Annotated in this window: 10 protein-coding genes; 1 reads left to right on the top strand and 9 read right to left on the bottom strand. The window is 45.0% G+C overall.

Going from position 1 to position 12,553, the window contains the following annotated elements; all coding sequences use genetic code 11:
* Window positions 1-29 precede the first annotated feature (29 nt).
* From truB to A3EU_RS28940, 7 genes are all read right to left on the bottom strand, one after another.
* A complete protein-coding gene (gene truB / locus A3EU_RS0100865; RefSeq protein WP_020534224.1) occupies window positions 30-767 on the bottom strand; it encodes a tRNA pseudouridine(55) synthase TruB in 738 nt (245 codons plus the stop codon).
* A 14-nt stretch (window positions 768-781) separates the two neighbouring features.
* Window positions 782-1,570: an undecaprenyl-diphosphate phosphatase gene (locus A3EU_RS0100860; protein ID WP_020534223.1), complete on the bottom strand. Its 789-nt coding sequence runs from the start codon at window positions 1,568-1,570 to the stop codon at window positions 782-784.
* Between the two features lie 6 nt (window positions 1,571-1,576).
* A complete protein-coding gene (locus A3EU_RS0100855; protein WP_020534222.1) occupies window positions 1,577-1,903 on the bottom strand; it encodes a DUF3098 domain-containing protein in 327 nt (108 codons plus the stop codon).
* A gap of 81 nt (window positions 1,904-1,984) precedes the next feature.
* The gene (locus A3EU_RS0100850) at window positions 1,985-2,860 is read right to left on the bottom strand and encodes a cell division protein FtsX (RefSeq protein ID WP_020534221.1); all 876 of its coding nucleotides are present in this window, start codon (window positions 2,858-2,860) and stop codon (window positions 1,985-1,987) included.
* A gap of 219 nt (window positions 2,861-3,079) precedes the next feature.
* Window positions 3,080-3,976 carry a glycosyltransferase family 2 protein gene (locus A3EU_RS28945; protein ID WP_020534220.1) on the bottom strand — a complete coding sequence of 299 codons (897 nt, stop codon included), beginning with the start codon at window positions 3,974-3,976 and terminating at the stop codon, window positions 3,080-3,082.
* A gap of 16 nt (window positions 3,977-3,992) precedes the next feature.
* Window positions 3,993-4,745 (bottom strand): LVIVD repeat-containing protein, encoded by a 753-nt coding sequence (locus A3EU_RS0100840; protein WP_020534219.1) that lies wholly within the window; start codon window positions 4,743-4,745, stop codon window positions 3,993-3,995.
* Window positions 4,746-4,786: 41 nt separating this feature from the next.
* Window positions 4,787-5,314 carry an LVIVD repeat-containing protein gene (locus A3EU_RS28940; protein WP_020534218.1) on the bottom strand — a complete coding sequence of 176 codons (528 nt, stop codon included), beginning with the start codon at window positions 5,312-5,314 and terminating at the stop codon, window positions 4,787-4,789.
* Between the two features lie 686 nt (window positions 5,315-6,000).
* Here A3EU_RS28940 and leuS point away from each other — a divergent pair.
* Window positions 6,001-8,823, top strand: coding sequence for a leucine--tRNA ligase (leuS, locus tag A3EU_RS0100830; RefSeq protein WP_020534217.1), 2,823 nt, complete (start codon window positions 6,001-6,003; stop codon window positions 8,821-8,823).
* 75 nt (window positions 8,824-8,898) lie between these two features.
* On the opposite strand, the gene A3EU_RS0100825 is transcribed toward leuS, so the two are convergent.
* Together A3EU_RS0100825 and A3EU_RS0100820 are read right to left on the bottom strand one after the other, a co-directional pair.
* Window positions 8,899-10,257 carry a pyridoxal-phosphate dependent enzyme gene (locus tag A3EU_RS0100825; RefSeq protein WP_020534216.1) on the bottom strand — a complete coding sequence of 453 codons (1,359 nt, stop codon included), beginning with the start codon at window positions 10,255-10,257 and terminating at the stop codon, window positions 8,899-8,901.
* 189 nt (window positions 10,258-10,446) lie between these two features.
* Window positions 10,447-12,546 carry an autotransporter outer membrane beta-barrel domain-containing protein gene (locus A3EU_RS0100820; RefSeq protein WP_020534215.1) on the bottom strand — a complete coding sequence of 700 codons (2,100 nt, stop codon included), beginning with the start codon at window positions 12,544-12,546 and terminating at the stop codon, window positions 10,447-10,449.
* Window positions 12,547-12,553 lie beyond the last annotated feature (7 nt).

Genomic DNA, 12,553 nt, shown 5'->3' with positions numbered 1-12,553 from the left:
CAACCAACTATCAAACCAACCAACCAATACTAAACCACATCCATTCCCATAATCCGTTCTTCCAGTTGCTCAATTAGCTCCTCTAGATTCCAGGCATCTTCGATGCGGAAGTCTCCTACCTGGGTGCGGCGAAGTTCGGTTAGATAGGCACCACTGTCGAGTACTTGCCCCATGTCGTGAGCTAGCGATCGGACATAAGTGCCTTTCGAACATTGTAGGCGGAAGCTAACATCTGGTAGCTCGATATTAGTAAGTTCAAATTCCTGGATGTGGACGGTACGTGCCTTGATTTCAATGACCTCTCCTTTGCGTGCGCGCTTGTAGAGCGGCTGTCCATCTACTTTGATGGCCGAAAACATGGGAGGTACTTGCTGGATGGTGCCCAGGAATTGCTGGCGAGCAGCCTCCAGACTTTCTGGTGTGATATGCTCGTAGGGGAATTCGCGATCTACTTCTGTTTCAGAATCGTAGGAAGGGGTGGTACCACCAAGGTGGAACGTACCTGTGTATTCTTTGCCTAATCCCTGAAAGTCGGTAAGCTTTTTGGTGAACTTACCTGTGCAGATGATGAGCAAGCCAGTAGCTAGTGGGTCAAGCGTACCTGCATGGCCTACTTTGATACGTTTAATGCCGGTAATCCGCTTTAGTCGATGCCGGATTTTATTCACAACATCAAAAGAGGTCCAGCCTTGCGGCTTATCCACCAAGAGGGTCGTACCCGCTTGAAAATCCATCGACTTTATGGAAGGAGGTTCAGTTTCGTTCATCCTAATTTATCTGGTTAAAGCGCCCAAGCTAGCATGGCGATAGCAGCTATGATAAAGCAATAGATGGCAAAATAGGTTAATTGACTGTTTTTCACAAGTTTAATCATCCATTGACAGGCAAATAAGCCCGTAATGAAAGCTGCTGCAAAGCCAATCATCAGCGGAAGGAGGTTAGGTGTTTCCACAAAATCACCATCCAAGACATCTTTAGCGATCTTGCCCAGGATCAGTGGAACGACCATCAAAAAGGAAAAGCGTGCTGCTTTTTCTCTATCAATACCAAGTAATACAGAGGTACTAATAGTAGCCCCGGAACGCGAGATGCCAGGAATAATGGCGATGGCTTGAGCGACACCTATGAGTAAGGCATGTGACCAACCAACTTCTTTATCCGTTATTTTAGCCCGATCTGCCATAAATAGCAAGAGGCCAGTAACGACCAGCATACCTGCTACGAGTGGGATTTGTTGGGCAAACAATTGCTCAATGGCATCCTCAAACAAAAGTCCGACCAGTGCAGCTGGAATCATGGATAAGATAATCTTCCCACTAAAACGACTTGCTTCGTTGTTTTCGAAAGCAAAGAGTCCTCGGAAGATTTCCACAATGTCTTTTCGGAAGATGACAATAGTACTCAAGGCCGTAGCAGAATGAAGGACAATGGTCATCAGCAAACTTTCTTCGGCGGCACTGGTGTCTCCAAGAAAGAATTTCGCGAGCTCTAGATGCCCGCTACTACTCACCGGCAGAAACTCGGTTAATCCCTGAATGATACCAAGCAGGGCAGCTTGTAAAAATTCCAAGAAGAATTATTTTTTGAAAATTGCATATACTTCTACAACCAGACCGGCGAGAATTACGATAGGAGCCAAAACGGTTCGGCGGAAGCTATAGATAATATCTTCCTCCCAAACATCAGCGTTGGGCATGTGGCCGCCACTCATGAGCATCATCCCTATTAATACCAATGCAAAACCTACGCCCATCCAAATATAGGTGTCGCGATTAAAGGTAAGTTCACGTTGGGTAGAGGCGGTACTACTACCGCGGGTGCGGGCAGTGGCAGGGCTGCGATCAGCATCTTTAGAAGTTGTGCTTACAACAACCTTCTTCTTCTTGCTAGGCTTATTACTCATTGATTATGTTTCCTTGATATTGCGCAAAAAATATATCGAATATTCTCTGGTGTTTCTCAATTGGGCAAAGGTACACGTTTTTTAGTAGAGTTCATCTTCCCGCATTCGCAGATACTTTCTTACAACGACATAGGTGCTAAGCCAGTTGATGACCATTCCTAAAATGATGAGTCCTGCAAATAAACTAGCGAAAGCCAATGGGTGCTGAAGTGCTCTGATTTCAGGAATTTGCTGTTGAAACCAAAATTGCAGTAAAAGGAGCAATCCAATGGCAAGCAATGCGCTAAGTAAGCCATGCCAGAGTGATTTTCGTAAATAGGGGCGTGAGATAAACTCCCAGCGGGCACCTACCAACTCCTGTGTTTTGATTAGAAAACGATTGGCATACAGGGCCAATCGGATGGTATTGTGAATAACCGTAAGGGCCAGTAAGACAAAAAGAGCAGCTATACCTAATAAAATCCAACTGATCCTTTTGATGTTTCGCGTCAGCTGATCAATGAGGCTTTCCTGATAGTAGACGTCGTTGATAATAGGGTCTTTAATCAGTACTTCGCGGATGCGTTGAAGGCTGTCTGGTGTAAGGTAAAGCGCACCTACATTGAAGGTATAAACATCGTACAGCGGGTTGGGTAAATCCAGGCTCAGGAGGTCTTCGCCGAGGTCATCGCTCATCAATTCCAGGGCATCTTCCCGTGAAGTAAACTCTACGGATTGAGGGATCACAAATGAACTTTTACTAAGCTTGTTTTCCAGTGCCAGCCTTGCGGAATCTGCGGGTGTATTGGTCAGTTCAACAATGATGTCGACCTGTTCCTTGAGGACTTTGGTCAGTCGTTGGCTCTGCAGCAAGAGTAGCCCAAAGAAGCCTAATAGAAAAAGTACGGCAGCTACACTGATGATGGTGTAGAGGTAATTTGGCCGATGTTGAGGTGGTTGCTGTTGCGGCTTACTCATGGAGCAAATGTAGGAAAATTGAAGGACTAATTTGGACTTTTGGCAAAAGTCCGTATTGGGATACGGCTTGCTTTGCGCGCCTATGGTACAGGGTACTGGGATTTTAAAATACGGAAGGATTAATTCCCCATAAAAGCGTGAAAAACCAAGGTTGGAAATTAAACGGTTAAGATGCTCATTTCTATTTCAAATCCTTCTAGGATCTTTGGCAAAGTCCAGTTAATGGTTATTAATACCCGATTTATCAAGCGGTAGGGTAAAGCCGAGTTTCCCAAGCATTCGCGCAAGGCGAAAGCGCCGAAAATAAGCGCCTTCCTCTTTGGTTACCGCATACTTATCTCTACGCAGCCAAGCCTCGCAGAAGCCATACATGACCGCCAAGCCTGAAATAATAAATGGCCGATGGCGACTGGCCGTTTTGGCTGCAGAAATCAAGCTGATCCAAAAACCATAACGAAGCCGATAGAAGCTGTAGCCAATACGTACCTGGATTTTTACTAAACCGGTTTTAGTGCCTAAGGGGCGGTAGTGTTTGATCGGTAAAGATTCATCAACCTTTACTTCCCAGCCATTGTATTGCAAGAGAATCTCGTCCGCTGAATCCCAACCGATGGTAGATCGTATGCCGTTGATATCTTCAAATGCGGCTTTGCGCCATGCTTTGAATGCCCCTTTTACATGATCGCGGTCAGAGATGTTTTCGTAGACCCACTTTCCGTTTTTTTCGGTTAGTAGCTGTCCGCCGGCAAGCCCCACTTTTGGGTGTTTCTTGAAGATATTGGTGATTTTCTCGAAATAGTTGGGCGCTAATATTATATCGGCATCTAGTTTTACCAAAAAATCATAAGATTCCAGAGGAATGGCATTGTAACCATGGTAGAAGGCGTTTACGATTTTAGCGCCCCCAGCGTAGCCTTTATCCTGTGAAAGGTGAACAGGGTGAATCCAGGAATGCGTTTTAGCATATTCATCAATAATTTCTTTTGTGCGATCACTGGAACCGTCATTGACGACCATCAGTGCGGCAGGCAAGTGCGTTTGTTGAATAATGCAATCAATGGTTGCGGGCAAGAATTCCTCCTCATTGTAGGCTGGAATGATAACGATATACTGCATGTTCCTTGATAAGGCTCTAAAGGTTTATCTCTGAAATCAGTACCAGGTTTGCTGGGTCAGAGTAATCGTACTGAATGATTTTTTCAGGACCAATGACCAGCAACTTATCATTGAGCACAATCACATCATTCGCATGAATATTGGTCAATTGGCTAATGGTACTCACGTCGTTAACATCGCTGATGTCGAGGACTTTTAGCCCATTGGCTCCTTCACAAAGAAAGAGGACATCACCAGCCAAGCCTACACCTCGTGGATCATTCATGGGGTAGGAGGCTACAGGATTGGGGTTTTGGATATCCTGGACATTGTAAATGTTGAGGACATCTTCGGTGGCCAAAGGTCGGAACAAGCCAGCACAACTTTGAATGCGTAAGGTTACGAAAGCGAATTCATCATTCGCGACGACGGGGTCACAACCGACAACGTGATCAATTTGGGAGCGAAAAACGGGCTCTCCTGTGCTGCTAATTTCATAGATGCTCATGCCTGAAGTTGAACCCAGAAATAGTAAGTTATCTAGCGGGAAAATGGTTTCTTGCCCTTCGTTTAAGCTGATCTCCCCCTGAGGAGTTAGTCCACCGTTTTCTTCGGCCTTAAACCACTTGAGGGTAGTTACTTCGAGGGTGTAAAGGTAATCGCCAACGACGGTGAAACGCGCCAATGACCCACCCTGTCCTGTAGAGCTGCTACTGTTTAGCGTAGCAGCGGAATCGTTGGAACAGGCCAAAAAAGCAAAGCACAAGAAAATAGCGCCTAAGTATTTCATGGTAATTTTTATTAATTCTTTACGAAACGAGGAGGAAGAATTTACTCTCGCCAGCATTCTGGTTCTCGTATTGTCGTTTCAAACCAGCCAACCACTTGACCAAGATTTGGATCAACGCATTCAAAATACCCAATATAATTTTCGGGAAAATCACTGCCGGTAACCTGATAAATATTAGCTAATCGCTCGACTACCTCAATATCTGCAAGGTCGCTGATATCGATACCTATCAAATCATTGACATTGTTGGCATAAAGAATACCATTACGGATGGCAAGGTCAGAGTTTCCGGCAATTTGCAGAAAAGCTTCGGCCTTAGGTTGTGCTGGATCAGTATTGTCAAAAATATGGATGCCTCGCCCGCGCTCGGTGGCATAGATAAAGGGTGACTTGTAGTAAATTTTACCCAGGTTTTCAATGCTTTGAGGAGCGAGTATTTGAATGTCCTGCCAATCATCGCTGGCATAAATGGGAGCAAGGCCAATCACTTCTGCTGGAATTGTCTGACGCTCTTGAATACAGGCGTTTAGAAGCAAGGCAAAGAAACAACAACAAATAAAAATTCTCATAAACTAGATTTTATATCCTACAGCGGAAACAGTTTACACTCTGCAGAATAATTAGCCGCGGAGACACTGAGGCACGGAGTTTTTTGTGCTTTTATAGTCACAGTGAACCTGTGGCAAAGAATAGCACGCAATTTCTTTTGTGAGATTTAGTGTTTTGGTGCTATGTAAAGTATGTATGAGGCATACATTACCTCTACAGCGGCTAAATTACGGGAAAAAAATAACCATTTGTACGTTAGCACAAATGGTCAGTCTAATAAATTAATTTCTGCCGGTTTTTCGGGTGTCAGTAGAGGCGTAAAACAATGGGTAGTGTTGCTCCGAAATGAATTTGGTTTATAAACCGGGGCGCATTTCTAAAGGAGCTTTTCAGCAACAAAACTAAAATTAAAATAAAAACGTCCTTTGGAGGATCATTTAGTTTGTTTTAGCAAAGTTTTAACGCTTTTGTCAGCTGTATTGCTGCTTGATGCCCTAATTACGATGTAATTATTTGTCTTGCCTATCAGGGCAAAAGCTACAAAACGCACGGTATCCCTCTCTTTTGGTGCGTTTGACTTGCTTGTCTACAAAGGAATAAGGATAATTTTCTGGAATCGTTTATCTTCGCACCTATTTCCTGCTGGCCTACAGGAACTTTTTATGTTGTTCAGGCTTTGTTTTCTTTCAACCAGAAGAATTAACCAATGGATTATCAAGCTCGCGACATTGAGCAGAAATGGCGGCAGCGCTGGGAAACCGAAGGTACATATCATGTATCTAACGAAAGTGACCGTCCGAAATACTACGTTTTAGATATGTTTCCCTATCCTTCGGGGGCAGGGCTACATGTGGGGCACCCGCTGGGGTACATCGCCTCGGATATCTATGCACGCTACAAACGACTACAAGGGTTCAATGTACTGCATCCAATGGGGTATGACTCGTTTGGTTTACCCGCAGAGCAGTATGCAATCCAGACGGGAATTCATCCGGCCATTGCTACTTCAGAGAATATTGATCGCTATCGCCAACAGTTGGAGAACCTTGGTTTTTCCTTTGATTGGAGCAGGGAAGTACGCACAAGTAGTCCGGAATATTATCGCTGGACGCAATGGATTTTCCAACAGTTATTCAAGCACTATTTTGATAAAGATGCAGGATGTGCCAAACCCATTACCGAGCTAGTCGAGCGTTTAGCTTCAAAAGGTAATGCTGGCCTTAATGCGGACTGTGAAGAAGAGACTCCAATTATTTCTGCTGAGGATTGGAATGCGATGAACGAGCGGGAACAACAGCTGTTTTTATTGAAATATCGCTTGACTTTTCCTGAAGAAAGCTATGTGAACTGGTGTCCTGCCATGGGGACCGTTTTGTCGAATGACGAAGTAAAAGACGGTGTCAGCGAGCGGGGTGGATATCCTGTGGAGCGTAAATTGATGGCGCAGTGGAGTATGAGGATTACCGCCTACGCCGATCGTTTACTGGACGGTTTGGATGATATTGACTGGCCGTACAGTTTGAAGGAACAGCAACGCAACTGGATCGGCCGTTCTGTCGGAGCCAGTGTTAAGTTTTCTTTGGCGGAAGACGAGGCAACGAAGATCGAAGTATTTACCACCCGGGTAGATACGATTTATGGTGCTAGCTTTATGGTATTGGCTCCTGAGCACGACTTGGTAGATCAAATTACGACCGACGCTGAACGCGCGAATGTAGACGAGTACCGCACCTGGGCAGCCTCTCGCTCAGAGGTGGAACGTATGGCAGAAGTCAAGAAAGTGACGGGGGCTTTTACAGGTGCTTACTGCATCAATCCTTTCAATGAGCAGCCTATTCCAATTTATATTGCCGATTACGTGTTGGCTGGTTATGGCACGGGTGCTGTAATGGCCGTACCGTCTGGTGATCAGCGGGACTGGAGTTTTGCTACCCATTTTGATTTGCCGATCGTCCCTATTTTGGATGCACAGCAAAATCTGGAAACAGAAGCTGACGCCACCAAGGAAGGAAAGTATATCAACTCTGGCATGATTAACGGCCTGAGTTATGAAGAAGCAACACCTAAGTTGATTGCTTGGCTTGAAGAGCAGGGGATAGGCAAGGGGAAAGTTCAATACCGTTTGCGCAACGCGGTCTTTAGCCGCCAGCGTTACTGGGGAGAGCCGGTACCTGCTTACTGGAAGGACGATGTGCCTTATTTGGTTGCGGAAGATGAATTGCCGTTGGTACTGCCTGATGTGGATAAATACTTACCTACCGAAACCGGCGAGCCACCACTGGGGCGTGCTGAAAACTGGAAATACCAAGGTAAGTACGATTACGAACTGAGCACCATGCCTGGTTGGGCGGGTTCATCTTGGTACTGGTACCGCTATATGGACCCCCACAACAGTGAGGCCTTCGTAGGCAAAGAAGCGGTAGATTACTGGCAGGGTGTAGACCTTTATGTTGGTGGATCGGAGCACGCTGTAGGGCATTTGCTGTACAGTCGTTTTTGGAACCATTTTCTATCTGATTTGGGACTTGTTCCTCAGAAGGAATATGCTGCCAAGTTGATCAACCAGGGAATGATCCAGGGAGTGATCGAGTACATCTACCTCATCAAAGCAGACGAGGGAGATAGCAGTCGTGTATTTGTATCTGCCGATAAATTGGGGGACTATCCTGATGCCGAGTTTGCTCAGATTCCTGTTCACGTTGATTTTGTAAGTGAATACGGTAGGGATGAATCCTATCTTAATGCAGAAGGCATCAAGCAGTTTATCGAATGGCGGCCTGATTATTCAGCCGCTACCTTTGTAACGAATGATGCTGGCCATTTGGTGACCAAATCAGAGGTCGGAAAAATGTCGAAGCGCTACTTCAATGTGGTGAATCCCGATGATGTGGTTGCAAAGTACGGCGCCGATTGTTTCCGTATGTTCGAGATGTTTCTCGGTCCGGTTGAGCAAGCTAAGCCTTGGAATACGAATAGTATCAGCGGAACGAGCCGTTTCTTAAATAGTTTCTGGCGCTTGTTTTATAATCGTGATGAATGGGTAGTGAATGAGGATCAGCCAACCAAAGAGGAGCTGAAGAGTTTGCATACTGCCATCAAAAAAGTAACAGAAGACGTAGAGCGTTTCTCGTTTAATACTTGTGTGAGTGCCTTTATGGTAGCGACCAATGAACTTGGTAAAGCAAAATGCCACAAACGCGCTATTTTGGAACCACTCTTAGTATTGATGGCTCCATTTGCAGTACACATGTGCGAGGAGTTGTGGGAAAAACTGGGACACACAACCAGTGTACATCACGCTGCGTGGCCAGCGCTGGAAGAAAAGTGGTTGATCGAGGAAAATATTACTTATCCTGTTGCTATTAATGGCAAAACGAGAGCTACCGTTGATTTTCCTGCCGACTCGACCAAGGCTGATCTAGAAGCTGCGGCACCTGGTTTGGAAGACATCCAAAAGTACCTGGAAGGAAAAACGATACGTAAGATTATCGTTGTACCAGGCCGGATGATCAATATTGTGGTGGGGTAAAGCCCCTCATGGAAAAAGTTGTGCCTATGTGAGAATTGCTCCCACATAGGCACATTTATTTTAGCAAGATTAGGTTTAAACCGTCTGCAAGATATCGTACTGCGTTACAATCTGCCAAGTACCTGCCTGGGTTTTGGTAATCACAGCAGGGATACGCTTGTTGAGATAAGGGCGCAACTGGCTCAATGGTGTCTCACATTGTACTATTGGGAAAGGATCATCCATGATATCGGAAACGGGTTTCTCTCCATTGTTGAGCGGGTTGTCAAGAAGGAATGACAGGACGGTGCTTTCTGTTAGTCCGCCAATGATTTCTTCTCCTTCCATAACAGGAAGCTGAGAAATATCCTTGTCCTTCATGATTTGGAAAGCTTGACGTACGGTATGGTCTTTCTGGATAGCAATAAAATCTTCGGCTTTGCGACCCTTAACGAGATCGACTACACGTAATTCAGTGTCAAGGAAGCCGCGTTCCCGCATCCAATCATCGTTGTAGATTTTGCCAACGTAGCGGCTGCCGTGGTCGTGAATAATAACAACAACGACATCTTCTGGCGTAAGCTCCTCCTTTAACTGTAGTAAGCCTGCCATTGCTGATCCAGCAGAATAACCAAGCAATAAACCTTCTTCTCTTGCTAATCGACGGGCCATTACAGCGCCATCTTTATCGCTCACTTTCTCGAAGTGGTCAATGATGCCGAAGTCAACATTTTTAGGCAAAATATCTTCGCCAATTCCTTCGGTGATATAAGGGTAGATTTCTTTTTCGTCGAATTCACCCGTTTCGTGGTACTTTTTAAAGACAGACCCGTAGGTGTCGATTCCCCAAACTTTGATATCCGGATTTTGCTCTTTGAGGTAGCGGCCAGTACCCGAGATGGTACCACCAGTGCCTACTCCAACAACCATATGGGTGATCTTTCCTTCCGTTTGCTTCCAAATTTCCGGGCCAGTACTTTCGTAATGCGCCAGTCGGTTAGAGAGGTTGTCGTATTGATTGAACCAGTAGCTGTTAGGGATTTCCTTACTCAACCGTTCGGCAATAGAGTAGTAGGACCGTGGATCGTCTGGGGTAACATTTGTAGGACAAACGATTACTTCAGCACCCAGTGCTTTGAGGAGGTCAATTTTTTCTTTTGATTGCTTATCACTGGTGGTGAAAATAGAACGGTATCCTTTTACACAACCAGCAATTGCTAATCCCATTCCTGTATTGCCAGAGGTACATTCAATAATTGTTCCACCTGGTTTCAGTTTGCCAGCGGCTTCAGCATCTTCGAGCATCTTCAGTGCCATGCGGTCCTTGATAGAGTGGCCGGGGTTAAAGGTCTCTACTTTCATCAGCACGAGCGCGGGAACGTCGGCGGTAACTTTGTTGATCTTAACCAATGGGGTATTGCCAATGGTATGTAGAATGTTTTCTTGGTATTGCATTTGGTAAGTTCCTTTTTTGCATTAATCCGGCCCAAAGACACTTTAAGCGAGATTTGGCTGCAAAGGTAAAATTTTCCTCTTACTCTTACATTCACATAGAAAAAAGACAAAGGGCTTCCCTAGTATTTAACCCGGGAAGCCCTGTTTTTGGCCTGCGTTTGCTAACCAGTTTTATCAGTAAAGACTAGCTTAGTCTATTACCATAAACTTTGTACTAGCTTTGGAAGTGGTATTGGCATTTATGAGGAAATACATCCCTGTTGGTAAATTACCAGCTTCAAAAGCTTGTCTACTTCCTCCCATCAATGAAAACGTATTTACGATCTGCCCCTGACTGTTCACCAATTGGAAAGTCATCAGTTGGTTAGGAAACTGGGTTAGGTCAATTTCCATATGCTCTCCGGTTTTTACCAGGTTTGGATAGATGGCAATGGTAGGAGTACCAATATTACCCTTAAAGTTAACGGAGATGATTTTACTATAATTCGTTGTTCCGTCGAAATCGACTTGTCGAAGGCGATAGTAGTTGATACCGTTAAGCGGAGCAGCGTCTTCCAGCTGGTAGCGGATAGCGCTATTGCTATCACCTGCACCTTGCTTTCTGCCAATTTCGGTAAATAATTTAGCGTTAGTACTACGTTCTACAGCCATATAGTCGTTGTCGATTTCGGTAGCTGTTTCCCATTCGAGCATTACGCTTTTTTCTTTGCGAAGAGCAGTGAAACTTGTTAGTTCGATGGGGAGAATAGCGGCGGCACAGATGTCAATCAAAGTCAGCGAAACATCAATGCCACTTGCATTGATAGTGGCGGAAGCAACATCTGGAAAAGCATTAGAAAAAGAAACATTTGGCCCAGCTACAGTGACTGTGTCCCCAAGGATATTCTCCCATAGCTGACCAGCTCCTGCGCCTCCGATGATAACAGTACAGGCTCCAGCAAGGTTAAAGGTGGTTTGCGCAGGATCATTCATATTGATGCCATTGTCAGTAATACTTCCTGCGCCATTAGAGAAAGAGCTGCTATTTGTACGGAAAAAACCATCATTAACGGATGTGCCTGATGCGCCTGTAAATACACCTGGCAGCATGGGGAAATTAGAGACAATCAGGCCATTGTTGGTAAAGGTCCAAAGGTTTACATTGATGCGCCCGTCACCGGTATTGATTGTACCTGTAGGGCCATTGATGGTAGTTCCTTTTGTAAAGAATAATTGATTGGGGTTACCGTTACTAAGGGTAATCAGACCATTGTTGGTAAGCGTTGTAGCACCTCCTGTTCCTGGAAAAACATAAACCGCTCTACTAGTTCCAAGGGTATTAGCACCACCATCAATTTCAATAATTCCAGTATTGATAAAAGTACCGATTGCGGAATTGGATCCAACAGATAAGCCATTGTTTCCCGTTGCTGCACCATCCTTAACGGTGAGGTTCATCGTACCATCATTCGTAAAGCTACCACCGAGGGCATCTACGGCATCATCAGTCATGGCACCTATTGTGATTACACCTAAGCTCTGATTGTTGAAGGTTCCGCTTGAGAAAACACCATCATTAGTTGTATTGAGTACATCACTGATTTCGATCAGGCCATTGTTGGTGAAAGTCCCTGTTGTTTGGTTGTTGATACCACTACTGTTAACACTAATGATATTGATCGAACCAGTATTGGTAAAAGTGCCAGAATTATCGATGCCGTCTTGGCTTGCTGCAAGAATAGTTAGACTCCCGTTATTATTAAATGTTGCTCCATCGACCAAGTTGATGCCGTCTTTAGCACAAGATACCAAGGATACGATTCCGTTATTAGTAAAAACAAAGCTACTGTTTCGGAGGTTGATCCCTCGTTCACCAGTAATGAAAATAGAGCCACCTGCATCGACGGTTACTGCTGCATTTGCAGCGCCACTGAAGTTTACGATTCCGTGTTCGGTTGCTGGAGCATTGATGGTGAGCGTTCGTGTGTCAGGTATGACCAATGTAGCATTGGCATTCATCCGGATGGCATGCTCTGTTGTAACACCGTCACCGACTAGAATGTCTAAATCGAGGGTGAGTACAGTGCCTGCGCCACTAACTAATATTTGAGCAGGAGGTATTACTGCTCCAGTACTTATAACCGTCACTGTTTGGTTGAAAACAACAAGGCCACCTGCGATTGGAATTATATCGGTGTCCCAGTTGAGTGGATTGTTCCAGTCGTTATCCATGGCGTCGCCATCCCAAGTTTGGGAATGAATACTGGAAAAAGAGCATAGGATTATCAGTAAGAAAAAGAAATTTTTCATAGGGATG

Source organism: Lewinella cohaerens DSM 23179 (assembly GCF_000379805.1).
Classification (GTDB): Bacteria; Bacteroidota; Bacteroidia; order Chitinophagales; family Saprospiraceae; genus Lewinella; species Lewinella cohaerens.
The sequence above is the reverse complement of the archived record's forward strand: the minus strand, read 5'-3'. Positions and strand labels throughout refer to the sequence as shown.

What these genes read in the sequence shown, in the direction of transcription:
- A3EU_RS0100825 (WP_020534216.1), bottom strand. Translation starts at nt 10,257, where the DNA reads ATGCAATACCAAGAAAACATTCTACATACCATTGGCAATACCCCATTG.
- leuS (WP_020534217.1), top strand. Translation starts at nt 6,001, where the DNA reads ATGGATTATCAAGCTCGCGACATTGAGCAGAAATGGCGGCAGCGCTGG.
- A3EU_RS28940 (WP_020534218.1), bottom strand. Translation starts at nt 5,314, where the DNA reads ATGAGAATTTTTATTTGTTGTTGTTTCTTTGCCTTGCTTCTAAACGCC.
- A3EU_RS0100840 (WP_020534219.1), bottom strand. Translation starts at nt 4,745, where the DNA reads ATGAAATACTTAGGCGCTATTTTCTTGTGCTTTGCTTTTTTGGCCTGT.
- A3EU_RS0100850 (WP_020534221.1), bottom strand. Translation starts at nt 2,860, where the DNA reads ATGAGTAAGCCGCAACAGCAACCACCTCAACATCGGCCAAATTACCTC.
- A3EU_RS0100820 (WP_020534215.1), bottom strand. Translation starts at nt 12,546, where the DNA reads ATGAAAAATTTCTTTTTCTTACTGATAATCCTATGCTCTTTTTCCAGT.
- A3EU_RS28945 (WP_020534220.1), bottom strand. Translation starts at nt 3,976, where the DNA reads ATGCAGTATATCGTTATCATTCCAGCCTACAATGAGGAGGAATTCTTG.
- truB (WP_020534224.1), bottom strand. Translation starts at nt 767, where the DNA reads ATGAACGAAACTGAACCTCCTTCCATAAAGTCGATGGATTTTCAAGCG.
- A3EU_RS0100855 (WP_020534222.1), bottom strand. Translation starts at nt 1,903, where the DNA reads ATGAGTAATAAGCCTAGCAAGAAGAAGAAGGTTGTTGTAAGCACAACT.